This is a genomic window from Xanthobacter sp. 126, assembly GCF_000526175.1.
Lineage (GTDB): Bacteria > Pseudomonadota > Alphaproteobacteria > Rhizobiales > Xanthobacteraceae > Xanthobacter > Xanthobacter aminoxidans.
On the sequence record NZ_JAFO01000001.1, the window covers coordinates 2,069,181 to 2,091,889 of the forward strand.

Annotated in this window: 31 protein-coding genes; 25 read left to right on the plus strand and 6 right to left on the minus strand. The window is 66.2% G+C overall.

Features of this window, described 5'->3' with window-relative positions:
* Nucleotides 1-180: 180 nt before the first annotated feature.
* From XAN126_RS0109840 to XAN126_RS27705, 6 genes are all read right to left on the minus strand, one after another.
* Nucleotides 181-1,671 carry a DegQ family serine endoprotease gene (locus tag XAN126_RS0109840; RefSeq protein ID WP_024278425.1) on the minus strand — a complete coding sequence of 497 codons (1,491 nt, stop codon included), beginning with the start codon at nucleotides 1,669-1,671 and terminating at the stop codon, nucleotides 181-183.
* 352 nt (nucleotides 1,672-2,023) lie between these two features.
* Complete coding sequence (locus tag XAN126_RS0109845) at nucleotides 2,024-2,212, minus strand: DUF2065 domain-containing protein (protein WP_024278426.1); 189 nt, start codon at nucleotides 2,210-2,212, stop codon at nucleotides 2,024-2,026.
* Between the two features lie 17 nt (nucleotides 2,213-2,229).
* Nucleotides 2,230-3,144 (minus strand): protease modulator HflC, encoded by a 915-nt coding sequence (gene hflC, locus XAN126_RS0109850; RefSeq protein ID WP_024278427.1) that lies wholly within the window; start codon nucleotides 3,142-3,144, stop codon nucleotides 2,230-2,232.
* The gene (gene hflK, locus XAN126_RS0109855) at nucleotides 3,141-4,274 is read right to left on the minus strand and encodes an FtsH protease activity modulator HflK (protein ID WP_024278428.1); all 1,134 of its coding nucleotides are present in this window, start codon (nucleotides 4,272-4,274) and stop codon (nucleotides 3,141-3,143) included. The genes hflC and hflK overlap by 4 nt, the downstream gene beginning before the upstream one ends.
* 290 nt (nucleotides 4,275-4,564) lie before the next feature.
* Nucleotides 4,565-4,843, minus strand: a complete 279-nt coding sequence (locus XAN126_RS0109860; RefSeq protein WP_024278429.1) for a ribbon-helix-helix domain-containing protein — start codon at nucleotides 4,841-4,843, stop codon at nucleotides 4,565-4,567.
* Nucleotides 4,824-5,039: a DUF4169 family protein gene (locus XAN126_RS27705; protein WP_309298293.1), complete on the minus strand. Its 216-nt coding sequence runs from the start codon at nucleotides 5,037-5,039 to the stop codon at nucleotides 4,824-4,826. The genes XAN126_RS0109860 and XAN126_RS27705 overlap by 20 nt, the downstream gene beginning before the upstream one ends.
* A gap of 245 nt (nucleotides 5,040-5,284) precedes the next feature.
* Between XAN126_RS27705 and fumC the strand changes: the two genes are divergently transcribed.
* The 25 genes from fumC (at nucleotide 5,285) to rpsN (ending at nucleotide 22,699) form a co-directional block, all read left to right on the plus strand.
* On the plus strand, nucleotides 5,285-6,673 hold the full coding sequence (fumC, locus tag XAN126_RS0109870; protein ID WP_024278431.1) for a class II fumarate hydratase: 1,389 nt from the start codon (nucleotides 5,285-5,287) through the stop codon (nucleotides 6,671-6,673).
* 105 nt (nucleotides 6,674-6,778) lie between these two features.
* A complete protein-coding gene (locus XAN126_RS0109875; RefSeq protein WP_024278432.1) occupies nucleotides 6,779-7,378 on the plus strand; it encodes a ParB-like protein in 600 nt (199 codons plus the stop codon).
* Nucleotides 7,379-7,473: 95 nt separating this feature from the next.
* Nucleotides 7,474-8,085 (plus strand): LemA family protein, encoded by a 612-nt coding sequence (locus XAN126_RS0109880; RefSeq protein WP_024278433.1) that lies wholly within the window; start codon nucleotides 7,474-7,476, stop codon nucleotides 8,083-8,085.
* A gap of 16 nt (nucleotides 8,086-8,101) precedes the next feature.
* Nucleotides 8,102-8,959: a TPM domain-containing protein gene (locus tag XAN126_RS0109885; protein ID WP_245272238.1), complete on the plus strand. Its 858-nt coding sequence runs from the start codon at nucleotides 8,102-8,104 to the stop codon at nucleotides 8,957-8,959.
* Nucleotides 8,960-9,026: 67 nt separating this feature from the next.
* Nucleotides 9,027-9,689: a TPM domain-containing protein gene (locus XAN126_RS0109890; protein ID WP_024278435.1), complete on the plus strand. Its 663-nt coding sequence runs from the start codon at nucleotides 9,027-9,029 to the stop codon at nucleotides 9,687-9,689.
* 140 nt (nucleotides 9,690-9,829) lie between these two features.
* Nucleotides 9,830-10,813 (plus strand): malate dehydrogenase, encoded by a 984-nt coding sequence (locus XAN126_RS0109895; RefSeq protein WP_024278436.1) that lies wholly within the window; start codon nucleotides 9,830-9,832, stop codon nucleotides 10,811-10,813.
* A gap of 541 nt (nucleotides 10,814-11,354) precedes the next feature.
* Nucleotides 11,355-11,726 (plus strand): 30S ribosomal protein S12, encoded by a 372-nt coding sequence (gene rpsL / locus XAN126_RS0109900; protein WP_012113697.1) that lies wholly within the window; start codon nucleotides 11,355-11,357, stop codon nucleotides 11,724-11,726.
* Between the two features lie 17 nt (nucleotides 11,727-11,743).
* On the plus strand, nucleotides 11,744-12,214 hold the full coding sequence (gene rpsG, locus XAN126_RS0109905; RefSeq protein ID WP_024278437.1) for a 30S ribosomal protein S7: 471 nt from the start codon (nucleotides 11,744-11,746) through the stop codon (nucleotides 12,212-12,214).
* A gap of 17 nt (nucleotides 12,215-12,231) precedes the next feature.
* Nucleotides 12,232-14,307, plus strand: a complete 2,076-nt coding sequence (gene fusA, locus XAN126_RS0109910) for an elongation factor G (protein WP_024278438.1) — start codon at nucleotides 12,232-12,234, stop codon at nucleotides 14,305-14,307.
* Nucleotides 14,308-14,372: 65 nt separating this feature from the next.
* Entirely contained in the window at nucleotides 14,373-15,563 is a 1,191-nt protein-coding gene (tuf, locus tag XAN126_RS0109915) for an elongation factor Tu (protein WP_024278439.1), read from the plus strand.
* 65 nt (nucleotides 15,564-15,628) lie between these two features.
* The gene (gene rpsJ, locus XAN126_RS0109920) at nucleotides 15,629-15,937 is read left to right on the plus strand and encodes a 30S ribosomal protein S10 (protein WP_012113701.1); all 309 of its coding nucleotides are present in this window, start codon (nucleotides 15,629-15,631) and stop codon (nucleotides 15,935-15,937) included.
* A gap of 22 nt (nucleotides 15,938-15,959) precedes the next feature.
* Nucleotides 15,960-16,688 (plus strand): 50S ribosomal protein L3, encoded by a 729-nt coding sequence (gene rplC / locus XAN126_RS0109925; protein WP_024278440.1) that lies wholly within the window; start codon nucleotides 15,960-15,962, stop codon nucleotides 16,686-16,688.
* Nucleotides 16,688-17,308: a 50S ribosomal protein L4 gene (gene rplD / locus XAN126_RS0109930; protein ID WP_024278441.1), complete on the plus strand. Its 621-nt coding sequence runs from the start codon at nucleotides 16,688-16,690 to the stop codon at nucleotides 17,306-17,308. Before rplC ends, rplD begins: the two co-directional genes overlap by 1 nt.
* Nucleotides 17,305-17,610, plus strand: coding sequence for a 50S ribosomal protein L23 (locus XAN126_RS0109935; protein WP_024278442.1), 306 nt, complete (start codon nucleotides 17,305-17,307; stop codon nucleotides 17,608-17,610). Before rplD ends, XAN126_RS0109935 begins: the two co-directional genes overlap by 4 nt.
* Nucleotides 17,611-17,635: 25 nt before the next feature.
* Nucleotides 17,636-18,469, plus strand: a complete 834-nt coding sequence (gene rplB / locus XAN126_RS0109940; protein WP_024278443.1) for a 50S ribosomal protein L2 — start codon at nucleotides 17,636-17,638, stop codon at nucleotides 18,467-18,469.
* Between the two features lie 11 nt (nucleotides 18,470-18,480).
* Nucleotides 18,481-18,759, plus strand: coding sequence for a 30S ribosomal protein S19 (rpsS, locus tag XAN126_RS0109945; protein ID WP_024278444.1), 279 nt, complete (start codon nucleotides 18,481-18,483; stop codon nucleotides 18,757-18,759).
* Nucleotides 18,760-18,765: 6 nt separating this feature from the next.
* Nucleotides 18,766-19,146: a 50S ribosomal protein L22 gene (gene rplV / locus XAN126_RS0109950; protein WP_024278445.1), complete on the plus strand. Its 381-nt coding sequence runs from the start codon at nucleotides 18,766-18,768 to the stop codon at nucleotides 19,144-19,146.
* On the plus strand, nucleotides 19,146-19,898 hold the full coding sequence (gene rpsC / locus XAN126_RS0109955) for a 30S ribosomal protein S3 (protein WP_024278446.1): 753 nt from the start codon (nucleotides 19,146-19,148) through the stop codon (nucleotides 19,896-19,898). Before rplV ends, rpsC begins: the two co-directional genes overlap by 1 nt.
* Before the next feature lie 29 nt (nucleotides 19,899-19,927).
* Nucleotides 19,928-20,341, plus strand: a complete 414-nt coding sequence (gene rplP / locus XAN126_RS0109960) for a 50S ribosomal protein L16 (protein ID WP_024278447.1) — start codon at nucleotides 19,928-19,930, stop codon at nucleotides 20,339-20,341.
* Between the two features lie 10 nt (nucleotides 20,342-20,351).
* A complete protein-coding gene (gene rpmC / locus XAN126_RS0109965; RefSeq protein WP_024278448.1) occupies nucleotides 20,352-20,564 on the plus strand; it encodes a 50S ribosomal protein L29 in 213 nt (70 codons plus the stop codon).
* A 7-nt stretch (nucleotides 20,565-20,571) separates the two neighbouring features.
* Nucleotides 20,572-20,820, plus strand: coding sequence for a 30S ribosomal protein S17 (gene rpsQ / locus XAN126_RS0109970; protein WP_024278449.1), 249 nt, complete (start codon nucleotides 20,572-20,574; stop codon nucleotides 20,818-20,820).
* A gap of 192 nt (nucleotides 20,821-21,012) precedes the next feature.
* Entirely contained in the window at nucleotides 21,013-21,381 is a 369-nt protein-coding gene (rplN, locus tag XAN126_RS0109975) for a 50S ribosomal protein L14 (protein WP_024278450.1), read from the plus strand.
* Nucleotides 21,381-21,698: a 50S ribosomal protein L24 gene (gene rplX, locus XAN126_RS0109980; RefSeq protein ID WP_024278451.1), complete on the plus strand. Its 318-nt coding sequence runs from the start codon at nucleotides 21,381-21,383 to the stop codon at nucleotides 21,696-21,698. The genes rplN and rplX overlap by 1 nt, the downstream gene beginning before the upstream one ends.
* A complete protein-coding gene (rplE, locus tag XAN126_RS0109985) occupies nucleotides 21,691-22,248 on the plus strand; it encodes a 50S ribosomal protein L5 (RefSeq protein ID WP_024278452.1) in 558 nt (185 codons plus the stop codon). Before rplX ends, rplE begins: the two co-directional genes overlap by 8 nt.
* A 145-nt stretch (nucleotides 22,249-22,393) precedes the next feature.
* A complete protein-coding gene (gene rpsN, locus XAN126_RS0109990; RefSeq protein ID WP_024278453.1) occupies nucleotides 22,394-22,699 on the plus strand; it encodes a 30S ribosomal protein S14 in 306 nt (101 codons plus the stop codon).
* Nucleotides 22,700-22,709: the final 10 nt, after the last annotated feature.

Genomic DNA, 22,709 nt, shown 5'->3' on the forward strand with positions numbered 1-22,709 from the left:
TCGCTCGCCTCTCCCGCAGTCGCCCTCCGGCTTGACCGGAGGGCCCATCCCGCCGACGTACGAAGCTCCAGGGGCCGGGACGAACGTCGCAATGGGTCCTCCGGTCAAGCCGGAGGACGACGGTGTCGAACCCGTCCCGTCAGGGCCGGGCGCGGCGATTGCTCAGGATTCGGAAGCTCCTCAGTTCAGCGGCACCGTCACGAACTCCTGCTTGCCCTCGCCGTCGGAGATCAGGAACAGGGCGGAGCGCTTGCCGGCCTTGCGCAGGGCGTCGATCTGCTTCTCCACGTCGGCGGGGCTCGCCACCGCTTCCTGGCCCACCTGCACGATGACCTGACCCGTCTTCAGCCCCTTGTCGGAAGCGGGGGACGAGCGGTCCACGTCAGTGATGACCACGCCGGAAATCTCACTCTTGATCTTGAAGCGCTTGCGCAGGTCGTCGCTCATGGCGGAGAGCTCGATGCCGAGCGCCTTCTTCGGCGGCACCTTCTGCGCCTCGGGGGCGGGCTTGGAGGCTTCCGGCTTGTCGTCCTCGGGCATGCGGGCGACCTTGACGCGCAAGGTCTCCTCCTTGCCCTTGCGGATCACCACCACCTCCACCTCGCTGTCGGCCATGGTGTCGGCCACCGTGCGGGTGAGGTCGCGCACTTCCTTGACGTCGCGGCCGTTGAACTTGACGATCACGTCGCCGGCCTTGATGCCGCCCTGGGCGGCCGGGCTGTTCTCCGTCACCACGCCGATGAGCGCGCCGCGCGGCTTGCCGAGGCCGAGGCTCTCGGCGATGTCCTCGGTGACGGGCTGGATGCGCACGCCGATCCAGCCGCGCCGCACTTCCTTGAACTGCTCGATCTGGGCGATCACCGGCTGGGCGGTGGCCGAGGGCACGGCGAAGCCGATGCCGATGGAGCCGCCCGAGGGGGAGATGATGGCGGTGTTGATGCCGATCACCTCGCCATTCATGTTGAACAGCGGGCCGCCGGAATTGCCCCGGTTGATGGCCGCATCGGTCTGGATGAAATTGTCGTAGGGGCCGGAATTGATGTCGCGGTTGCGGGCGGAGACGACGCCCACCGTCAGCGTGCCGCCGAGGCCGAACGGGTTGCCGATGGCCATCACCCAGTCGCCCACGCGCAGCTTCTCGCTGTCACCGAACTTCACCGCCACGAGGGGCTTGGGCGGGTTCACCTTGAGCAAGGCGAGGTCGGTCTTGGTGTCGCGCCCGACCACCTCGGCCTTCAGCTTCGAGCCGTCGTTGAAATTGGCGAAGATCTCGTCGGCATCCGAGATGACGTGGTTGTTGGTGACGATGAAGCCGGACGGATCGATGACGAAGCCGGAGCCGAGCGAGGAGACGCGGCGCGAGCGCTGCTCGCTGCCATCCTCCGGGCGGCGCTTGAAGAATTCGTCGAAGAAATCCTCGTAGGGCGAGCCCGGCGGCAGTTGCGGCGCGGGCACCGAGCGGGAGGGGGCGACGTTCTGCGAGGTGGAGATGTTCACCACCGCGTCCATCACCTTCTCGGCCACGTCCGCCACCGTATCCGGCCCCTTGCCGGGCGCGGCATGGAGCGGCGCGCTGCCGATGCCGGTGAAGGCCACCGCCGCCGCCAGCAGCAGCGCGGGCAGCCGGGACCGGCCGGAGAGGAGACGGGAAGGCACGAACGGTGCAGGCATGGCTGTCCTCGAGATCATCCCCAGAGGCTGCGACGCCAGCGCTCCGGGCGCAAGCCCCGCGATGCTCACGATCCGGCGGGGGAGGGCGCACAGTCAGGGACGATTGCGGCAATCTCACCGCCGGCAGCCTGCGACAGGGCCCGCCATGCCGCCCCTGGTCGTTTCCCGTTCAGTTGCCGGGCGTCCGCGTTCCTCACCTGTCGTCATCCCCCGGCTTGTCCGGGGGATCCACCGCGCCGAGTGAGTGCTCCCGGCAAGCGGGCACACCTGCGGCCCGAAAGTGGATCGCCCGGACGAGCCGGGCGATGACGCGGATGGATGGATTAGAAAACGGGGCCGGAAAGCCCCGCCTTCAGAAGCTGCGCACCAGGAACACCACCAGCACCCCCAGTGCGCCGACGCCGAGGCCGGCGAGGCGCATGGGGGTTTCCGGCGCGTGGAGGACCGCCCGCATGGCCTTGCGCCACGCCCCCGGGAAGGCGGCGAGGCATAGGCCCTCGATGGCCAGCATGAGGCCGAGGGCGGCCAGAAGGTCCTTCATGCCGCCTGCCGGGCCGGTCAGTTGCCGGCCGCGGGCAGAGCGACGGGCGCGCCTGCCGCGGGCACTCCCGTCGGGTTCTGGAAGAAGCGGAAGAAGTTCGAATCCGGCGCCAGCAGCATGCGGGTGTCGGACGACTTCATGCTCGCCTCATAGGCCTGCATGGAGCGGTAGAAGGCGAAGAAGTCCGGGTCGCGCTGGTAGGCATCGGCGAAGATGCGGTTGCGTTCCGCGTCGCCTTCGCCGCGCAGCTGCTCGCCCTTGGATGTCGCCTCCGCCACCACGATGGTGACCTCGCGATCGGCGCGGGCACGCAGACGCTGGGCGGCCTCGTTGCCCTGGGCGCGGATTTCCGCCGCTTCCCGCTGACGCTCGGTCTGCATGCGCTGGAACACCGCCTGGCTGTTGGCTTCCGGCAGGTCGGCGCGGCGGATGCGGACATCCACCACGGTGATGCCGAAGTTGGCCGCCTCGCGGTTCACCTGCTCGTTGATCTGCCGCATCAGCCCTTCGCGCTGGTCGCGCACCACGCTGATGAAGGTGTTCTCGCCGAGCACCCGGCGCAGCGCCGAGTTGAGCACCGTGGAGAGGCGGGAATTGGCGCCCTGCACCGTGCCCACCGACTGGTAGAAGCGCAGCGGGTTGGTGATGCGGTAGCGCGCGAAGGCGTCCACCACGAGGCGCTTCTGGTCCGCCGCGATCACTTCCTGCTGGGGGTTTTCCAGGTCGAGGATGCGGTTGTCGATATAGACCACGCTGTCGATGAACGGCACCTTCCAGTGCAGTCCGGGCGAGGTCACGGGCGCCAGCGGCTCGCCGAGGCGCAGCACCAGCGCCTGCTGGGTCTGGCTGACGATGAAGGCGGACGAATAGACGAGGACGAGGGCGATGACGCCGAGGACGGCGATGACGCCGCCGAAGACCGGATTTCTCATCGGGCGGCTCCCTGGGGCTGCGTGGCCGGCGCCGGGGCGCGGCGGATCGTGTCGGTCAGGGGCAGGACGGGCACGACGCCGCTGCCGCCCTGTCGGGCCGCGGAGGGATCGACCAGCACCTTGTCCACGCTGCCGAGCACACGCTCCATGGTTTCGAGGTACATGCGCTGGCGCGTGACCTCCTTCGCCTTCTGGTACTCGTCATAGACCTTGAGGAAGCGGGCGGCCTGGCCGCGGGCCTCCACCACGGTCCGCTCGCGATAGGCCTGGGCCGCATTCTCGACGCGGGAGGCCTCGCCTCGGGCCTCGGGCAGCACGCGGTTGGCGTAGGTCTGCGCCTCGTTCTGGGCGCGCTCGGCGTCGGCGCGGGCGGCCTGCACGTCGCGGAAGGCGTCGATGACCTGGCTCGGCGGATCGACCTTCTGCATCTGCACCTGGGTGACCTGCACGCCGGCCTTGTAGCCGTTGAGCACCTGCTGCATCAGCTCCTGCACGCCGGTCTCGATGCCCTGGCGGGCACCGGTGAGGATGGGCTGGATGTTGGTGCGGCCGATGACCTCGCGCATGGCGCTCTCGGCCACGGCCTTGATGGTGCCCTCGGGATTCTGCACGTTGAACAGGTATTCCTCGGCGTTGTTGATCACCCAGAACACCGAGAAGTCCACGTCGACGATGTTCTCGTCGCCGGTGAGCATCAGGCTCTCCTCGGCCACGTCGGTGGTCCGGGTGCCGTTGCGGCGGGGGTCCTCGCTCACCCGCATGCCGATGTCGATGCGGTTGACGAACGTCACCTTGGGGGTGAGCACGTTCTCGATGGGATAGGGCCAGTGATAGTTGAGGCCCGGCTGGGTGATGCCGACGAACTTGCCGAAGCGCAGCACCACGCCCTGCTCGTCGGGCAGCACGCGATAGAAGCCGGAGAGGAACCAGCCGGCCACCACGAGCGCGATGACGAGGATGATGCCGTTGGTCCCGAAGGATCCGGGCATGATGGAGCGCAGGCGGTCCTGGCTGCGGCGGATCAGGTCTTCAAGGTCTGGCGGCGTCGGTCCCGATGAAGAGGGTCCCGAACCCCAGGGACCCCGCGGCCCATTACCCCATGGGCCGCCACTCTGATTCTTCCACGACATCCGTCGTCTCCCGTGGGCGGTGCCGCCACCGGCACCCGCGTCGCTGATCCTGCCACCGGCGCGGATGCGGACTGGCCGCACGCTAGCACGCCGCCCGCAGCGGGTCGCCCGAGGCAAACGACTCCGCTGGGGAGCACATCTGCCGGGCAAACCCGTTCGGCGGGAAGGACCTGGACGTGGCACGCCGCGTCAGGCCTGCCCCGCCGGGCCAGGTGGTTATAGGAAACCGCGCACCGCCTTTCAACGCGATGCGCGGTCAGCTCAGTCCGCAGATAAGGTTGACCTCGCGCTTACGCAACGGGAGGGCTGGAGACCTGGAGACGTTCTCCTGCGGCCTGGGCGCGCGCCTGGGTGGCGGCGCCGCGATAATGGTCGAGCACGAACAGGCGGATGGCGGAGGAGAGATTCCCCTGCGAACGGCCGGAATCGATGGTCGCCACGAGATCGGACAGGGTAAGCCGGCGGCCGCTCGCAATCTCCTTCAGAGCCTCCCAGAAGGCATCCTCGAGACTGACGCTGGTCTTGTGCCCGGCAATAACGATGGATCTTTTAACCACGGGGCTTTTCATGTTCATCCCTCTCGGTCAGGGCGTGGCCCTCAAGGTGGCGCTCTTGCCGCGCGTGCTCGTCCGCTTGTTGCTGACGCTCAGCCTTGGTCCGACCGAATCGGATCCGATTCTGGCTGGCTGCCGCATCAGCCGCCTGACGGGCCCGCGCCTTGCGCGCCCGGTGAAGATTGACCACGTCGCCCAACGCTTGCCTCACCTTGCCGTCGGATTCCTCCGCGCCGACGGCAGATGATCTTCTGTACGGCCGGCGTCACGCGTCAGGCCACTTAGCCCGCAGAGGAATTTTACCTCATTGAGCACGGTCAAGATATGGCTAAATTCCAAGGAGGTAACATCCCTCCGCTACCTCTCTGGAACTATTTTAGGGTGGAGGTCCGCCTCCCCCAGCGGGCGTGAGCTGTGCTAAGAGCCGCGCGCCCGCGTCTTAAGGAAAGGCCCGCCATGACCACCCGTACAGAGACCGACACATTCGGTCCCATCGAGGTTGAATCCGACCGCTACTGGGGCGCGCAGGCGCAGCGCTCGCTCGGCAACTTCAAGATCGGCTGGGAGAAGCAGCCGCTGCCGGTGGTGCGCGCCCTCGGCATCGTCAAGCGCGCCGCGGCGGAAGTGAACCGCGACCTCGGCCGCCTCGATCCCAAGCTCGCCGACGCCATCGTCGCCGCCGCCCAGGAAGTGATCGAGGGCAAGCTCGACGCCCACTTCCCGCTGGCCGTCTGGCAGACCGGCTCCGGCACCCAGTCCAACATGAATGCCAACGAGGTGATCTCGAACCGGGCTATCGAGATGCTCGGCGGGGAGATGGGCTCCAAGAAGCCCGTGCATCCCAACGATCACGTCAATATGAGTCAGTCGTCCAACGACACCTACCCCACCGCCATGCACATCGCCTGCGCGGAGGAGATCGTCCACCGCCTGCTGCCGGCGCTGAAGCACCTGCACGGCGCGCTCGCCGCCAAGTCGGCCGAGTGGAAGGACATCATCAAGATCGGCCGCACCCACACCCAGGATGCGACGCCCCTGACGCTGGGCCAGGAATTCTCCGGCTACACCCAGCAGGTCGAGAACGGCATCAAGCGCATCGAGATGACCCTGCCGGCCCTCATGGAGCTGGCCCAGGGCGGCACCGCCGTGGGCACCGGCCTCAACGCCCCGGTCGGCTTCGCCGAGAAGGTGGCGGCGCAGATCGCCGGCATCACCGGCCTGCCCTTCACCTCGGCGCCCAACAAGTTCGAGGCGCTCGCCGCCCACGACGCCATGGTGTTCTCGCACAGCGCCATCAACACGGTGGCGGCCTCCCTGTTCAAGATCGCCAACGACATCCGCCTGCTCGGCTCCGGCCCGCGCTCCGGCCTCGGCGAGCTGTCGCTGCCGGAGAACGAGCCCGGCTCCTCTATCATGCCGGGCAAGGTGAACCCCACCCAGTGCGAGGCGCTGACCCAGGTCTGCGTGCAGATATTCGGCAACAACGCCGCGCTCACCTTCGCCGGCAGCCAGGGCCATTTCGAGCTCAACGTCTACAATCCGGTGATGGCCTACAACTTCCTCCAGTCGGTGCGCCTGATGGCCGATGCGGCCATCAGCTTCACCGACAATTGCGTGGTGGGCATCGAGGCCCGCGAGGACAACATCAAGGCAGCGCTGGAGCGTTCGCTGATGCTCGTCACCGCGCTCGCCCCGAAGATCGGCTACGACAACGCCGCCAAGATCGCCAAGACCGCGCACAAGAAGGGCACGACCCTGCGCGAGGAGGCCGTGGGCGGCGGCTATGTGACCAACGAGGAATTCGATGAGGTGGTGCGGCCGGAGAAGATGATCTCTCCCGGCTGATCCATCCCCGGTCGTTGAAGCTTGGCGGCGGCACCCGGCACGGGTTGCCGCCGCCTTCGTTTTCGGGCCTGCTCCAGCCGTCGCGCAGGCAGGGCAGGGAATCGAATGGCGGACCTCACCGAGATCGACATCGCGGCGCTCAACCCCACCCAGCTGACGCTGGGCTTGCAGGAGGTGGAGCGGCGGGCCGCGCAGATGCGCAAGCTCTCCCGCCGCGAGCTGAGGACGCTGAAGGAGAGTCGGCCGGTGCCCTACGTCGTGGGGCCGAAGCGCCGGCTCTACATCATCGATCATCACCATCTGTGCCGGGCGCTCCTCGCCGTCGGCGACGAGACCGTGCTGCTGGGCGAGGCGCGGGCCGACTGGTCCAGCCTCGACCTCAAGGCCTTCTGGCATCGCATGGAGACCGAGGGCCTGTGCTGGCCCATCGACGTGGACGGCAACCGCCGTCCCTGCCTGAAGATCCCTGGCCATGTGAGCGAGCTCACCGACAATCCCTGGCGCACGCTCGCCCGCGGCGTGCGCGGGAAGGCCTATGCCAACGAGGACACGCCGTTCCAGGAATTCATGTGGGGCAATTACTACCGCTCCTTCATGACCACGCGGCTGCTGGAAACCGACATCGCGCTGGCCGAGAAGCTGGCGGTGAAGGTGTCGCTGCTGGACGAGGCGCAGGATCTGCCGGGGTATCTGGGCAAGGCGTGAGGATGGGGGCTCCGGATTGTCCCGGAACCTTTCTCGACCTTTGCCGTGTTATAAGCACGCCGCTGCCGGGATACGGCGACAGGGGAGGGGTCACCATGTCCATCGTTCTTCGTGAATTTGCCCGCCTGCGGGCGCCGCTCTTCGCCATGCTGGCCGCGCTGACGCTGGCGGGCTGCGGCATCAATGTGATTCCCACCGAGGAGGAGCGCGCCAAGGCGGCGTGGAGCGAGGTGCTGAACCAGTACCAGCGCCGCTCGGACCTCATTCCTAATCTCGTCGAGACCGTGAAGGGCTACGCCGCTCAGGAGAAGGACGTGCTGACCTCGGTGATCGAGGCCCGCGCAAAGGCCACCTCCATCAAGGTCGATGCCTCCACCGTCACCGATCCGGCGCAGTTCAAGCAGTTCCAGGATGCGCAGGCGGGGCTGTCGTCCGCGCTGGGGCGGCTGATCGCGGTGTCGGAGGCCTATCCGGACCTGAAGTCCAACGCCAACTTCCTCGCCCTGCAGTCGCAGATCGAGGGCACGGAGAACCGCATTGCGGTGGCGCGGCGCGATTATATCGAGGCGGTGCGGGTCTATAACACCGAGCTGAAGACCTTCCCGGGCGCCCTGTGGGCCGCCACCCTCTATCGCGCCTACAAGCCCATGGAGACCTTCACCATCTCCGAGCAGCAGATGCAGGTGCCGAAGGTGAAGTTCAACTGAGCGGGGAGCGACGGCGATGGGCCACCAGATGGGCCGGCCGCGCGCCTTTGCGGTCCACAGACCGGTCGCGGGCTTCGCGCTCGCGCTGGCCGGCCTTCTGGCGCTGTGCCTCGCCGTCGCGCCCGTAGCCGTCGCGCCCGCATGGGCGGAACTGACCTTCCCGCCCCTCACCGGACGGGTGGTGGACGCAGCCCATGTGCTTGATCCCGGCACCCTTGCCGCGCTCGATGCCAAGCTGGCGGCGCAGGAGGCGAAGGCCACCGACCAACTGGTCGTTGCCACCGTCCCTTCGCTGCAGGGCACCTCCATCGAGGATTACGCCAACCGCCTGTTCCGCACCTGGCAGATCGGGCAGGCGAAGAAGAACAACGGCGTGCTCCTCCTCGTCGCCCCCGCGGAGCGCAAGGTGCGCATCGAGGTGGGCTACGGCCTCGAAGGCATCCTCACGGATGCGGTGTCGGCGACCATCATCCGTAACGCCATCGTGCCCGCCTTCAAGTCCGGCGACATGGCGGCCGGCATCGTGAAGGGCACGGACGCCATCCTCGAAATCCTGAACCTCGATCCGGACGAGGCGAAGGCGCGGGCGAAACAGCTGGAATCCTCCGACTGGACCGAGGAGGAGGTGGACAACCTCATCTTCTTCGCGGTGATGGTCATCTTCATGGGCTTCATCATCTGGCGCGTCATGCGCGGCGGCGGGCCGGGCGGCCCTGCGGCCCGCAGGCGGCGCGGCGGCGCGGTGGCTGGCGGTCCGATCTCGTGGGAATGGGGCACCGGCAGCGGCTCCGGCTGGTCCGGCGGTTCCTCCGGCGGGGGCTGGTCGGGCGGCGGCGGCTCCTCCGGTGGCGGCGGCGCGTCTGGGGATTGGTAGGCCCGCCCTTGCGATTTTACCGCGCACCTGCAAACTTCGGTCGCGCCAGTGCAGGGGAGGGGCTCGCGTGAACCAGCAATCCGCCACGACGACCACCACCCAGGATGCGGGCCGCTACGGCCTGCCACAGCACGCGCTGCAGCGCATCGCCGAGGCGGTGACGCTGGCCGAGGGGAAGACATCGGCCGAAATCCGCGTGGTGGTGACGCGGGCGCCGCTGGTGCAGCATCCCTTCTTCTCCATCCTGTGGGCCTCGCTGGCGGCGCTGGTGCTGCCGTGGCTCATCGTTCTCGCCTATCCCATGCCGGCGCTCTCGGCGCTGGCGCTGCAAGCCATGCTGTTCGTCATTCTCGCCGCCGCGCTGCTCATGCCCGGAATGGCGGAGAAGGCTGTGCCCCGCCTCGCGCTCAAGGCGGCGGCCCGCAACGCGGCCATCGAGACCTTCCTGAGCTACGGCATCCCGCAGACCAGGGGCCGCACCGGCATCCTCATCTTCGCCGCCGCGCGCGAGCGCCTGGTGGAGGTGGTGGCGGACGATGCCGCGCACGGCCCGCTGGGCGCCGCCGCGTGGCGCGACATCTGCGATGCGGTGGCCGCCCGCGCCCGGCAGGGGAGCCTCGCCGAAGGGCTGGTCGCCGGCGTCGAGAAAGCCGGCGACCTCCTCGCCGGCCCCCTCCCGCGCAAGCCCGACGACCGCAACGAGATGCCCAATCACGTGGTGGTGCTCTGACGCGGCGCGGCACGCCCTAGCCGAAGGTCGTGCGGCATGGCCGATTGAGGGGCGCGCGAGCGCCTTTCCATCGGCCGCGCCGCAGCATAGATTGCGCGCCCGAGCCTTCGGGGCTCATCCAAGGCAAAGGGCTTCTTCTCATGACCAAACCCGCCGTTCGCGTCGCAGTCACGGGCGCCGCCGGTCAGATTTGCTATTCTCTCCTTTTCCGCATCGCCAACGGCGACCTGTTCGGCAAGGATCAGCCGGTCATCCTCCAGCTTCTCGACCTCCCGCAGGCGCAGGGTGCCGTGAAGGGCGTGGTGATGGAGATCGAGGATTGCGCCTTCCCGAATTTCGCGGGCGTGGTCATCACCGATGATCCCAAGGTCGCCTTCAAGGACATCGACGCCGCGATTCTCGTGGGCGCCCGTCCCCGCTCGAAGGGCATGGAGCGCGCCGACCTCCTCTCCGCCAACGCCGAGATCTTCAAGGTCCAGGGCAAGGCGCTGAACGAGGTGGCCAAGCGCGACGTGAAGGTGCTGGTGGTCGGCAACCCGGCCAACACCAACGCCTACATCACCGCCAAGAGCGCCCCGGACCTGCCGGCCCGCAACATCACCGCCATGCTCCGCCTCGACCACAACCGCGCGCTGTCGCAGTTCGCGGCCAAGGCCGGCGTCGAGAGCAAGGACATCGAGAAGGTGGCGGTGTGGGGCAACCACTCCCCGACCATGTATGCCGACTACCGCTTCGCCACCGTGAAGGGCAAGCCGCTGCCGGAGCTCATCAACGACGAGACCTGGTATCGCGAGACCCTGCTGCCGACCGTCGGCAAGCGCGGCGCCGCCATCATCGAGGCCCGTGGCCTGTCGTCCGCGGCCTCCGCGGCCAATGCCGCCATCGACCACATGCATGACTGGATCCACGGCACCGCCGGCAAGTGGGTCTCCATGGGCGTGGCCTCCGATGGCTCCTACGGCGTGCCCGAGGGCATCGTTTTCGGCATGCCCGCCATCTGCACCGCGGGCGAGTATGAAGTGGTCCAGGGCCTGCCCATGGACGACTTCTCCAAGACCCAGTTCGACAAGACCCTCAAGGAGCTGCTGGAAGAGCGCGACGGCGTCGCCGCCCTCCTGGCCTGATTCCTTTCAGATCGCCCCCTCCCGCACCGCGGGCGGGGGCATTTGTTAAAAAAACATGAATTGCCGGCAGGGTGGCGGCGATTTATGACGGCGGTCACGGCTTCGTAAGCCTCAAAGCCGCGTAATTACGGGAAAGTCGGCGCGTTCCTTATTGACGTTCGGCGACTCTCCGGTTAGAAGCAGCCCACTTTCGCGGCAGGCGGTCGGCGTCTGAGTGATTGTTCCCTTCGAAATCAGCGCTTCCAAGTGCTTGAAGGGCCAATCTTGAAGCCGAAACGCTGCCAGGAACAGCACTGCGATAACTTCAGGTGCATGATCGCGGCGCCGGCCGGGAAAAAAAGCCCCGGTATAGCGCGTTGTGATCCTCTGTCGCGAGAAAGGCGTGTCTGCCCCCTTTTGGGCGGTGGACGGCGCCTTTCGTGTTCGTTGGTGCGAAGGGAATTCAGGCCCTTTCGGGGCCAGTCGTGGCGATCCTTCAAATGGGTCGTCGAAATGAAGGAATGCGGCCGAGGCCGCAGATCAGGACGAGGCGAAGGCGTACATGCCGACGATCAACCAGCTGATCCGTAAGCCGCGCGAAGCGCAGAAGGCGCGCGACAAGGCGCCGGCGCTCCAGGCGAGCCCGCAGAAGCGCGGTGTTTGCACGCGCGTTTACACGACGACCCCGAAGAAGCCGAACTCGGCTCTTCGTAAGGTCGCCAAGGTGCGGCTCACCAACAGCTACGAAGTGATCGGCTACATCCCCGGTGAAGGTCACAACCTTCAGGAGCACTCCGTGGTGATGATCCGTGGCGGCCGCGTGAAGGATCTTCCCGGCGTGCGCTACCACATCCTGCGTGGCGTGCTGGATACCCAGGGCGTGAAGAACCGCAAGCAGCGCCGTTCGAAGTACGGCGCGAAGCGGCCGAAGTGATAGTGAGGATCTGAACGATGTCCCGTCGTCACAAGGCCGAGCGCCGCGAAGTCATCCCGGACGCCAAGTATGGCTCCACCACCCTGTCGCGCTTCATGAATTCCGTCATGCGCGACGGCAAGAAGTCGGTCGCCGAAGGCATTGTCTACGGCGCTCTCGACGTGGTTGAGGCCAAGGCGAAGCACGATCCGGTCGAGGTCTTCATCCAGGCGCTCGAGAACGTTGCTCCCGCGGTGGAGGTTCGCTCCCGCCGCGTCGGTGGCGCGACCTACCAGGTTCCGGTCGAGGTGCGCACCGAGCGTCGCCAGACTCTCGCGATCCGCTGGCTCATCGCCTCGGCCCGCGCCCGCAACGAGAAGACCATGGTGGAGCGTCTCTCCGCCGAGCTGCTCGATGCTGCCAACAATCGCGGCTCCGCCGTGAAGAAGCGCGAAGACACGCACCGGATGGCCGAAGCCAACCGCGCGTTCTCGCATTACCGCTGGTGATCGGAGAGGACTGAGCGATGCCCCGTACTCACGCGATCGAGGACTACCGCAACTTCGGCATCATGGCCCACATTGATGCCGGCAAGACCACGACCACCGAGCGGATCCTCTATTACACCGGCAAGAGCCACAAGATCGGCGAAGTCCATGATGGCGCTGCCACCATGGATTGGATGACCCAGGAGCAGGAACGCGGCATCACCATCACGTCTGCCGCGACGACCGCCATCTGGCAGGGCAAGCGCCTGAACATCATCGACACCCCCGGGCACGTGGACTTCACCATCGAGGTGGAGCGTTCGCTCCGCGTGCTCGACGGCGCCGTGTGCGTGCTGGACGGCAACCAGGGCGTCGAGCCGCAGACCGAGACCGTGTGGCGCCAGGCGGACAAGTACAACGTGCCGCGCGTCGTGTTCGTCAACAAGATGGACAAGATCGGCGCCGACTTCTACCGCTGCGTCGAGATGATCGTGGACCGAGTCGCCGGCAACCCGGTGTGCTGCCAGCTCCCGATCGGTTCCGAGAGCAACTTCAAGGGCATCATCGACCTCGTCCGCATGAAGGCGGTCGTGTGGGAAGATGAAGCCCTCGGCGCGAAGTACCATGACGAGGAGATCCCCGCGGATCTCGCCGACAAGGCCGCCGAATACCGCAACAAGCTGGTGGAAGCCGCCGTCGAACTCGACGACGACGCCATGGCTGCCTATCTCGACGGCACCGAGCCGGACGAGGCGACCCTCAAGCGCCTGATCCGCCTCGCCGTCATCGGCCGCAAGTTCAACCCCGTGTTCTGCGGCTCGGCCTTCAAGAACAAGGGCGTGCAGCCCCTGCTCGACGCGGTGGTGGACTATCTGCCGTCGCCGATCGATCGCGGTGCGATCAAGGGCATCGACTTCAAGACCGAGGAAGACACCGTGCGTCTTCCCTCGGACGACGAGCCGACCTCCGTCCTCGCGTTCAAGATCATGGACGACCCGTTCGTCGGCACCATCACCTTCTGCCGCGTCTACGCCGGCAAGATGGAAACCGGCATGGGCCTGCTCAACTCCACCCGCGACAAGCGTGAGCGCGTCGGCCGGATGCTGCTGATGCACGCCAACAACCGGGAAGACATCAAGGAAGCCTATGCGGGCGACATCGTCGCCCTCGCCGGCCTCAAGGATGTGCGCACGGGTGATACCCTCTGCGATCCGGCCAAGGCCGTGATCCTGGAGAAGATGGAATTCCCCGAGCCGGTCATCGAGATTGCGATCGAGCCGAAGTCCAAGGCCGACCAGGAGAAGCTGGGCATCGCCCTGTCGAAGCTGGCTGCCGAGGATCCGTCCTTCCGCGTGTCGACCGACTTCGAGAGCGGCCAGACCATCCTCAAGGGGATGGGTGAACTGCACCTCGACATCAAGGTCGACATCCTGAAGCGCACCTACAAGGTGGACGCCAACATCGGCGCTCCGCAGGTCGCCTATCGTGAGACCCTCACGAAGAAGACCGAGGTGGACTACACCCACAAGAAGCAAACCGGTGGTACCGGCCAGTTCGCGCGGGTGAAGTTCACGGTGGAGCCGAACGAGGCCGGCAAGGGCTTCGCCTTCGAGAGCGCCATCGTCGGTGGCGCGGTGCCGAAGGAGTACATCCCAGGCGTCCAGAAGGGCCTCGAGAGCGTGCTTGGCGCCGGCGTGCTGGCGGGCTTCCCGGTGGTGGACGTCAAGGTGACGCTCACCGACGGCGCGTTCCACGAAGTGGACTCGTCGGCTCTGGCGTTCGAGATCGCGTCCCGCGCGGCGTTCCGTGAGGCCCTGCAGAAGGGCACCTCGGTGCTGCTGGAGCCGATCATGAAGGTCGAGGTGGTGACCCCGGAAGACTACACCGGCTCGGTCATCGGGGACCTGAACTCCCGTCGTGGCCAGATCCAGGGCCAGGACATGCGTGGCAATGCGAACGTCATCAACGCGATGGTGCCGCTGGCCAACATGTTCGGCTACGTGAACACCCTGCGATCCTTCAGCCAGGGCCGTGCCACCTTCACCATGCAGTTCGACCACTACGAGCAGGTGCCGTCGAACGTCGCTCAGGAGGTCCAGGCCAAATACGCTTGAGCGTAGAGGCCTGAACCCCACCTCACCCTTTCGGATCCCGCCAGCGAGACCCAACGGAGAGTCCCATGGCCAAAGAGAAGTTCAACCGCTCGAAGCCGCACTGCAACATCGGCACGATCGGTCACGTTGATCACGGCAAGACGTCGCTGACGGCAGCGATCACGAAGATCCTTGCGGAGTCCGGCGGCGCGACGTTCACGGCGTACGACCAGATCGACAAGGCGCCGGAAGAGAAGGCGCGCGGCATCACGATCTCGACGGCGCACGTCGAGTACGAGACGGCGAACCGCCACTATGCGCACGTCGACTGCCCCGGGCACGCCGACTATGTGAAGAACATGATCACCGGCGCGGCGCAGATGGACGGTGCGATCCTGGTGGTTTCGGCCGCCGACGGCCCGATGCCGCAGACCCGCGAGCATATCCTGCTCGCCCGTCAGGTCGGCGTTCCGGCGCTGGTGGTGTTCCTGAACAAGTGCGACATGGTCGACGATCCGGAGCTCCTGGAGCTCGTGGAGATGGAGGTGCGCGAGCTCCTCTCGAAGTACGACTTCCCCGGCGACGACATCCCGATCATCCGTGGCTCGGCGCTGGTTGCGCTGGAGAACGGCGATCCGGAGCTGGGCAAGAACGCGGTGCTGAAGCTGATGGAGGCGGTCGACGCCTACATCCCGCAGCCCGAGCGTCCCATCGACCTGCCGTTCCTGATGCCGATCGAGGACGTGTTCTCGATCTCCGGCCGCGGCACCGTGGTGACCGGCCGTGTCGAGCGCGGCATCATCAAGGTCGGCGAGGAAGTCGAGATCGTCGGCATCCGCCCGACCGTGAAGACGACCGTGACCGGCGTCGAGATGTTCCGCAAGCTGCTCGACCAGGGCCAGGCCGGCGACAACGTCGGCATCCTGCTGCGCGGCACCAAGCGCGAGGACGTGGAGCGTGGCCAGGTGGTGTGCAAGCCGGGTTCGGTGAAGCCGCACACCAAGTTCAAAGCCGAAGCCTACATCCTGACGAAGGAAGAGGGTGGTCGTCACACCCCCTTCTTCACCAACTACCGCCCGCAGTTCTACTTCCGCACGACGGACGTGACCGGCGTGTGCACGCTGCCCGAAGGCACCGAGATGGTGATGCCGGGCGACAACGTGTCGATGGACGTGCACCTGATCGTTCCGATCGCCATGGAGGAGAAGCTGCGCTTCGCCATCCGTGAAGGCGGCCGCACCGTCGGCGCCGGCGTCGTCGCTGCCATCATCGAGTGATCAACAAGAACGAAACGCGCTGCGCACCGGCGTGCGCGTTTCCTCTTCCTGGAGCCAATTGAGCCATGAACGGCCAGAACATTCGAATTCGCCTGAAGGCGTTCGATCACCGCATCCTCGATGCGTCGACGCGCGAGATCGTCGCCACGGCCAAGCGCACGGGCGCGCAGGTGCGCGGCCCGATCCCGCTGCCCACGCGGATCGAGAAGTTCACCGTCAACCGTTCGCCTCACATCGACAAGAAGTCGCGTGAGCAGTTCGAGATGCGCACCCACAAGCGCCTGCTCGATATCGTCGATCCGACGCCCCAGACGGTGGACGCGCTGATGAAGCTCGACCTCGCCGCCGGCGTTGACGTCGAAATCAAGCTCTGACGTGGTGCGAGGAGACACGACCATGCGGTCAGGCGTCATCGCACAGAAGGTCGGCATGACCCGCATCTTCACCGATGCTGGCGAGCACGTGCCGGTCACTGTGCTGAAGGTTGAGAGCTGCCAGGTGGTTGCCCACCGCACGCTCGACAAGAATGGCTACGTTGCGGTCCAGCTTGGTGCTGGCCGTCGCAAGCCCAAGAACGTGACCCGCGCCGAGCGCGGCCACTTCGCCGTGGCTCAGGTCGAGCCCAAGCGGAAGATGGCCGAGTTCCGCGTGCCGGAAGACGGGCTCATCCCCGTCGGTGCCGAGATCACCGCTGACCACTTCGTCGTGGGCCAGTATGTGGACGTCACCGGCACCACCATCGGCAAGGGTTTCGCCGGCGGCATGAAGCGCCACAACTTCGGTGGTCTTCGCGCGACGCACGGCGTCTCCATCTCGCATCGTTCGATCGGTTCGACCGGCGGCCGTCAGGACCCCGGCAAGACCTTCAAGAACAAGAAGATGCCCGGCCACATGGGTGACGTCACCGTCACCACCCAGAACCTGAAGGTCGTGATGACCGACGTCGAGCGCGGCCTCATCGCAGTCGAAGGCGCCGTTCCCGGCCACGCGGGTGGCTGGATCACCGTTCGCGACGCCGTGAAGAAGAGGTTGCCCGCCGAGGCCCCCAAGCCCGGCGCGTTCAAGCTCGGCAACGGTTCGGACGCGGCCCCCGCCGCCGAAGCCGCCAATGAGGAGGGCGCGTGATGGAACTCACCGTCAAGACGCTCGACGGCTCCGAAGCCGGCTCCGTGACCCTGTCGGACGCGATCTTCGGCCTCGAGCCGCGCGCCGACATCCTGCACCGTTGTGTCACCTGGCAGCTCTCGCGCCGCCAGGCCGGCACGCACCGCACCAAGGGCCGTTCGGAAATCAACCGCACGTCCAAGAAGCTGTACAAGCAGAAGGGGACCGGCAACGCCCGTCACGGCGCCGCGTCCGCTCCGCAGTTCCGCGGCGGCGGTCGTGCCTTCGGCCCGGTGGTGCGCTCGCACGCCATCGACCTGCCGAAGAAGGTCCGTGCCCTCGCGCTGAAGCATGCGCTCTCGTCGAAGGCGAAGGCCGAGCAGATCATCGTGCTCGACACCGCCAACCTCGCCGATCCCAAGACCAAGGCGCTCAAGGAGCGGCTTGAGAAGCTCGGCATCTCGTCCGTGCTGTTCGTGGACGGCGCCCAGGTGGAGCAGAATATCGCGCTCGCGGCGCGCAACCTGCCCTACGTGGACGTGCTGCCCATCCAGGGCATCAACGTCTATGACATCCTGCGCCGCGACACCCTGGTCCTGACCAAGGCCGCCGTGGATGCGCTGGAGGCGCGCTTCAAATGAGCTCGCGCAATATCGAACCGCGTCATTACGACGTGATCGTCTCGCCCGTCATCACCGAGAAGGCGACGACCGCGAGCGAGCAGAACAAGGTTGTCTTCAACGTCGCGAAGACTGCCACCAAGCCTTCCATCAAGGAGGCCGTGGAGAAGCTTTTCGACGTGAAGGTGAAGAGCGTGAATACGCTGGTCCGCAAGGGCAAGACGAAGATCTTCAAGGGCCGCAAGGGCGTCCAGAGCGACGTCAAGAAGGCGGTCGTGACCCTCGAAGAGGGCCAGAAGATCGACATCACCACGGGCCTCTGAGAGCCGAGGGGAACGGAATAAGACCATGGCGCTGAAGCATTTCAAGCCGGTCACGCCGAGCCTTCGCCAGCTCGTGATCGTGGACCGCTCCGGCCTCTACAAGGGCAAGCCGGTCAAGACCCTGACCGAGGGCAAGAGTTCCTCGGGCGGACGCAACAACAATGGCCGCATCACCGTCCGCTTCCGCGGCGGCGGCCACAAGCAGACCTATCGTCTGGTCGACTTCAAGCGCCTCAAGCGCGGGATGCCGGCGACGGTGGAGCGGCTGGAATACGATCCGAACCGCACCTCGTTCATCGCCCTCCTCAAGTACGAGGACGGTGAGCTGGCCTACATCCTGGCGCCGCAGCGCCTGGCGGTAGGCGATCAGGTGATCGCCGGCGAAAGCGTGGACGTGAAGCCCGGCAATGCCGGCCCGCTCTCCTCGCTCCCGGTCGGCACGATCGTGCACAACGTCGAGCTGAAGATCGGCAAGGGTGGCCAGATCGCCCGCTCCGCCGGCACCTACGCGCAGATCGTGGGTCGCGACGAGGGCTACGTGATCGTGCGCCTGAACTCCGGCGAGCAGCGCCTCGTGCACGGTGCGTGCTACGCCACCGTGGGCGCGGTCTCCAACCCGGACCACATGAACATCTCGCTGGGCAAGGCGGGTCGCAGCCGCTGGCTCGGGCGGATGCCGCATAACCGCGGTGTCGTCATGAACCCGGTCGATCACCCGCACGGCGGCGGCGAAGGCCGTACCTCGGGCGGCCGTCATCCGGTCACGCCCTGGGGTATCCCGACCAAGGGCAAGAAGACCCGCAGCAACAAGGCGACGGACAAGTTCATCGTGTCCAGCCGCCACAAGCGCAAGAAGTGAGGGCCTGAGCTATGTCTCGCTCTGTCTGGAAGGGCCCGTTCGTCGACGGCTACATGCTGAAGAAGGCGGAAGCTGCCGCGGGCTCGGGCCGCCGCGATGTGATCAAGATCTGGAGCCGGCGCTCCACCATTCTGCCCCAGTTCGTGGGCTTAACCTTCGGCGTCTACAACGGTCACAAGCACGTGCCCGTGAATGTCACCGAGGACATGATCGGCCAGAAGTTCGGCGAGTTCGCCCCGACGCGGACTTACTACGGGCACGCGGCCGACAAGAAGTCGAAGCGGCGGTGATCGGTCATGGGTAAGCAGGCAAAGCCCCGCGCGCTCGCGGACAACGAAGCCAAGGCGGTGGCGCGCAACCTGCGCGTCTCGCCGCAGAAGCTCAATCTGGTCGCGGGCCTGATCCGCGGCAAGAAGGTGGCGACGGCGCTCGCCGATCTCGAGTTTTCTTCCAAGCGGATCGCCCGCGACGTGAAGAAGTGCCTCGAGAGCGCGATCGCCAACGCCGAGAACAACCACGAGCTGGATGTCGACGATCTCATCGTCGCCGAGGCCCACGTGGGCAAGGGACTGGTCATGAAGCGGTTCTCGCCGCGGGCGCGCGGTCGCGCCTCGCGCATCGAGAAGCCCTTTGCCCACATCACCATCGTGGTGCGGGAAGTCGAGGAGCGGGCCTGATGGGTCAAAAGGTCAATCCGGTCGGGCTCCGGCTCGGCATCAACCGCACGTGGGACAGCCGCTGGTTCGCCAACAAGGGCGAATACGGCAAGCTGCTCCACGAGGACATCAAGATCCGCGAGATGCTGATGAAGCAGCTCAAGCAGGCGGCGGTGTCCAAGGTGGTGATCGAGCGCCCGCACAAGAAGTGCCGCGTGACCATCTACTCGGGTCGTCCGGGCGTGGTCATCGGCAAGAAGGGCGCGGACATCGACAAGCTGCGCAAGAAGGTCTCCGAGATGACCAACTCGGAAGTCTTCATCAACATCGTCGAGATCCGGAAGCCGGAAATCGATGCGCGCCTTGTCGCCGAGTCCATCGCCCAGCAGCTGGAGCGCCGCGTGGCCTTCCGTCGCGCCATGAAGCGCGCCGTGCAGTCCGCCATGCGCCTCGGCGCGGAGGGCATCCGCATCAATTGCTCGGGCCGTCTCGGCGGCGCTGAGATCGCGCGCCTGGAATGGTACCGCGAAGGCCGCGTTCCGCTGCACACCCTGCGTGCGGACGTGGACTACGGCACCGCCACCGCCTTCACCACCTACGGCACCTGCGGTGTCAAGGTGTGGGTGTTCAAGGGCGAGATCCTCGAGCACGACCCCATGGCGCAGGACAAGCGCCAGGCCGAACAGGAAGCTGGTCCGTCGTCGCGTCCCCAGCGTCGCGAGCGCGGTGACCGCGATCGTGGCGACCGCGGCGACCGCGGCTCCCGGGCTTGACGGCCGGCTAGAGAGAAGGCGATCAAGCCATGCTGCAACCCAAGCGCACCAAGTTCCGCAAGCAGTTCAAGGGACGCATTCACGGCGTTGCCAAGGGCGGCACGGAATTGAACTTCGGCGAGTTCGGCCTCAAGGCCGTCGAGCCGGAGCGCGTGACTGCCCGCCAGATCGAGGCGGCCCGCCGCGCGCTCACCCGCCACATGAAGCGCGCCGGACGCGTCTGGATCCGGGTGTTCCCCGACGTCCCGGTGTCGGCCAAGCCCACGGAAGTCCGTATGGGCAAGGGCAAGGGCGCGCCCGAGTATTGGGCGGCCCGCGTCAAGCCGGGCCGTATCATGTTCGAGATCGATGGGGTAAGCGTCGAACTCGCTCGCGAGGCGCTGACCCTCGCGGCGGCCAAGCTGCCCATCAAGACGCGCTTCATCCAGCGCATCGCCGAGTGAGGAGAGGCTCATGAAAGCCGAGGACGTTCGGGCCCTCAGCCCCGATCAGCTCGCTGATGAGCTGCTGAAGCTGAAGAAGGAGCAGTTCAACCTGCGCTTCCAGAAGGCGACAGGCCAGCTCGAGAATACCGCGCGGTCCAAGCAGATCCGCCGCGACATCGCGCGGATCAAGACCGTGCAGACCGACAAGCGCACCGGTTCGCCGGTGCAGAAGGCGAAGTGAGGAAGCGATGCCGAAGCGCGTGCTCCAGGGCGTCGTGGTGAGCGACAAGACTGACAAGACCGTGGTGGTCCGGGTGGAGCGCCGCTTCACCCACCCGCTGCTCAAGAAGACCGTGCGCCGGTCCAAGAAGTATCATGCCCACGATGAGGCCAATAACTGGCACGTGGGCGATACGGTGTGGATCGAGGAGCACCGTCCGATCTCGAAGCTGAAGAACTGGATCGTGATCCAGGGCGAAAAGCGCGCCGAGGTCTGATAAGAGAGTTTCCCGTCCGGATGGATCGTCCGGCCGGGAGGGCTCCGGTGCCGGGTCCGTCGATCGTCCCAAGGGGGGATCGAGTGGAGACCGCACCGCGGCAACACCGTGTTCCGATGAGCGGGCACGGCGAACAAGGGTTGAGGCAATGCCGGTCATCCGGCGGCGCTGGATGACGAGAACAGGTGCGTCATGATCCAGATGCAGACCAATCTCGACGTGGCGGACAATTCCGGCGCCCGTCGCGTCATGTGCATCAAGGTACTTGGCGGCTCGAAGCGGAAGTATGCCCACGTCGGCGACATCATCGTGGTGTCCGTCAAGGAGGCGATCCCGCGCGGCCGCGTGAAGAAGGGCGACGTGATGAAGGCCGTGGTGGTTCGCACCGCCAAGGACATCCGTCGCGTGGACGGCTCGGTCATCCGCTTCGACAAGAACGCGGCCGTGCTGATCAACAACAACAAGGAGCCGGTGGGCACCCGCATCTTCGGACCGGTTCCGCGCGAGCTGCGCTCCAAGAACCACATGAAGATCATCTCGCTGGCGCCGGAGGTGCTGTGATGGCCGCGAAGATCAAGAAGGGCGACAAGGTCGTCGTCCTCGCCGGCCGCGACAAAGGCCGCACCGGCGAGGTCATTCAGGTGATGCCGAAGGACGAGAAGGCTCTCGTGCGCGGCGTCAATATCGTGAAGCGTCACCAGCGCCAGTCGGCGAACCAGGAAGGCGGGATCATCTCCAAGGAGGCTCCCATCCACCTGTCGAACGTCGCCATTGCCGACCCCAAGGACGGCCAGCCGACCCGCGTCGGCTTCGAAGTGCTGGAAGACGGACGCAAGGTCCGCGTGGCCAAGCGTTCCGGGGAGAGGATCGATGGCTGAGGCGACCTACAACGCGCGGCTGCGCACCTTCTATGACGAGGTGGTGCGGCCGAAGATGATCGAGCAGTTCGGCTACAAGAACCCCATGGAAGTGCCGGTCATCGAGAAGATCGTCATCAACATGGGCGTTGGTGAAGCCACCGCCGACACCAAGAAGGTGACGACCGCCGCCGCGGACCTCGCCCAGATCGCCGGCCAGAAGCCGGTCATCACCCGGGCTCGCAAGGCGATCTCGAACTTCAAGCTGCGCGAGAACCAGCCGGTCGGCGCGAAGGTCACCCTTCGCAAGGCGCGCATGTACGAGTTCATGGACCGCCTTGTGACCGTGGCTCTTCCCCGCGTCCGAGATTTCCGCGGCCTGAACCCGAAGAGCTTCGACGGCCGTGGCAACTATGCCATGGGCATGAAGGAGCACATCGTGTTCCCCGAGATCAACTACGACCGCGTCGAGCAGATCTGGGGCATGGACATCATCGTGTGCACCACGGCGAAGACCGACGACGAAGCCCGCGCGCTTCTGAAGGCCTTCAACTTCCCATTCCGCCAGTGAGCGGGTATGAGGGGCGCTTCGCTCGAAGCGCCTCTTCGGTTCCGGCTTATGGCCGGGGCCGGACGACGAGACGAGTGAGGATTTGATTTTCCGGCCGTGAGTGGCTCAGGACGAGCTGCTCAGACGCGGAGAACAGGAGCTTAAGATGGCGAAGAAAAGCGCGATCGAGACGAACGAGCGCCGCCGCAAGCTGGCCACCGGCCAGGCGGCGAAGCGCGCGCGTCTGAAGGCGATCGTGAATGACAAGACCCTGCCGATCGAGGAGCGCTTCCAGGCGACCCTCAAGCTGGCGGAAATGCCGCGCAACGGCGCGAAGATCCGGATCCGCAACCGCTGCGAGGTGACTGGCCGTCCGCGTGCCTTCTACCGCAAGCTCAAGATGAGCCGTATCGCGCTGCGCGAGCTGGGTAACCAGGGCATGGTTCCTGGCCTCGTGAAGTCGAGCTGGTGAGGAGGGAACG

Excerpts from the sequence above, each read along its gene's own strand:
- XAN126_RS0109895 (WP_024278436.1), top strand. The coding sequence starts at position 9,830 with ATGACCAAACCCGCCGTTCGCGTCGCAGTCACGGGCGCCGCCGGTCAG.
- rpsL (WP_012113697.1), top strand. The coding sequence starts at position 11,355 with ATGCCGACGATCAACCAGCTGATCCGTAAGCCGCGCGAAGCGCAGAAG.
- rplX (WP_024278451.1), top strand. The coding sequence starts at position 21,381 with ATGGCCGCGAAGATCAAGAAGGGCGACAAGGTCGTCGTCCTCGCCGGC.
- XAN126_RS0109860 (WP_024278429.1), bottom strand. The coding sequence starts at position 4,843 with ATGAAAAGCCCCGTGGTTAAAAGATCCATCGTTATTGCCGGGCACAAG.
- fumC (WP_024278431.1), top strand. The coding sequence starts at position 5,285 with ATGACCACCCGTACAGAGACCGACACATTCGGTCCCATCGAGGTTGAA.
- XAN126_RS0109880 (WP_024278433.1), top strand. The coding sequence starts at position 7,474 with ATGTCCATCGTTCTTCGTGAATTTGCCCGCCTGCGGGCGCCGCTCTTC.
- XAN126_RS0109840 (WP_024278425.1), bottom strand. The coding sequence starts at position 1,671 with ATGCCTGCACCGTTCGTGCCTTCCCGTCTCCTCTCCGGCCGGTCCCGG.
- fusA (WP_024278438.1), top strand. The coding sequence starts at position 12,232 with ATGCCCCGTACTCACGCGATCGAGGACTACCGCAACTTCGGCATCATG.
- hflK (WP_024278428.1), bottom strand. The coding sequence starts at position 4,274 with ATGTCGTGGAAGAATCAGAGTGGCGGCCCATGGGGTAATGGGCCGCGG.
- rpsJ (WP_012113701.1), top strand. The coding sequence starts at position 15,629 with ATGAACGGCCAGAACATTCGAATTCGCCTGAAGGCGTTCGATCACCGC.
- rpsG (WP_024278437.1), top strand. The coding sequence starts at position 11,744 with ATGTCCCGTCGTCACAAGGCCGAGCGCCGCGAAGTCATCCCGGACGCC.
- hflC (WP_024278427.1), bottom strand. The coding sequence starts at position 3,144 with ATGAGAAATCCGGTCTTCGGCGGCGTCATCGCCGTCCTCGGCGTCATC.
- tuf (WP_024278439.1), top strand. The coding sequence starts at position 14,373 with ATGGCCAAAGAGAAGTTCAACCGCTCGAAGCCGCACTGCAACATCGGC.
- rplP (WP_024278447.1), top strand. The coding sequence starts at position 19,928 with ATGCTGCAACCCAAGCGCACCAAGTTCCGCAAGCAGTTCAAGGGACGC.
- XAN126_RS0109875 (WP_024278432.1), top strand. The coding sequence starts at position 6,779 with ATGGCGGACCTCACCGAGATCGACATCGCGGCGCTCAACCCCACCCAG.
- XAN126_RS0109845 (WP_024278426.1), bottom strand. The coding sequence starts at position 2,212 with ATGAAGGACCTTCTGGCCGCCCTCGGCCTCATGCTGGCCATCGAGGGC.
- rplN (WP_024278450.1), top strand. The coding sequence starts at position 21,013 with ATGATCCAGATGCAGACCAATCTCGACGTGGCGGACAATTCCGGCGCC.
- XAN126_RS0109885 (WP_245272238.1), top strand. The coding sequence starts at position 8,102 with ATGGGCCACCAGATGGGCCGGCCGCGCGCCTTTGCGGTCCACAGACCG.
- rpsN (WP_024278453.1), top strand. The coding sequence starts at position 22,394 with ATGGCGAAGAAAAGCGCGATCGAGACGAACGAGCGCCGCCGCAAGCTG.
- rplC (WP_024278440.1), top strand. The coding sequence starts at position 15,960 with ATGCGGTCAGGCGTCATCGCACAGAAGGTCGGCATGACCCGCATCTTC.
- rplD (WP_024278441.1), top strand. The coding sequence starts at position 16,688 with ATGGAACTCACCGTCAAGACGCTCGACGGCTCCGAAGCCGGCTCCGTG.
- rpmC (WP_024278448.1), top strand. The coding sequence starts at position 20,352 with ATGAAAGCCGAGGACGTTCGGGCCCTCAGCCCCGATCAGCTCGCTGAT.
- rplV (WP_024278445.1), top strand. The coding sequence starts at position 18,766 with ATGGGTAAGCAGGCAAAGCCCCGCGCGCTCGCGGACAACGAAGCCAAG.
- rplB (WP_024278443.1), top strand. The coding sequence starts at position 17,636 with ATGGCGCTGAAGCATTTCAAGCCGGTCACGCCGAGCCTTCGCCAGCTC.
- XAN126_RS0109935 (WP_024278442.1), top strand. The coding sequence starts at position 17,305 with ATGAGCTCGCGCAATATCGAACCGCGTCATTACGACGTGATCGTCTCG.
- rpsS (WP_024278444.1), top strand. The coding sequence starts at position 18,481 with ATGTCTCGCTCTGTCTGGAAGGGCCCGTTCGTCGACGGCTACATGCTG.
- rpsC (WP_024278446.1), top strand. The coding sequence starts at position 19,146 with ATGGGTCAAAAGGTCAATCCGGTCGGGCTCCGGCTCGGCATCAACCGC.
- rpsQ (WP_024278449.1), top strand. The coding sequence starts at position 20,572 with ATGCCGAAGCGCGTGCTCCAGGGCGTCGTGGTGAGCGACAAGACTGAC.
- rplE (WP_024278452.1), top strand. The coding sequence starts at position 21,691 with ATGGCTGAGGCGACCTACAACGCGCGGCTGCGCACCTTCTATGACGAG.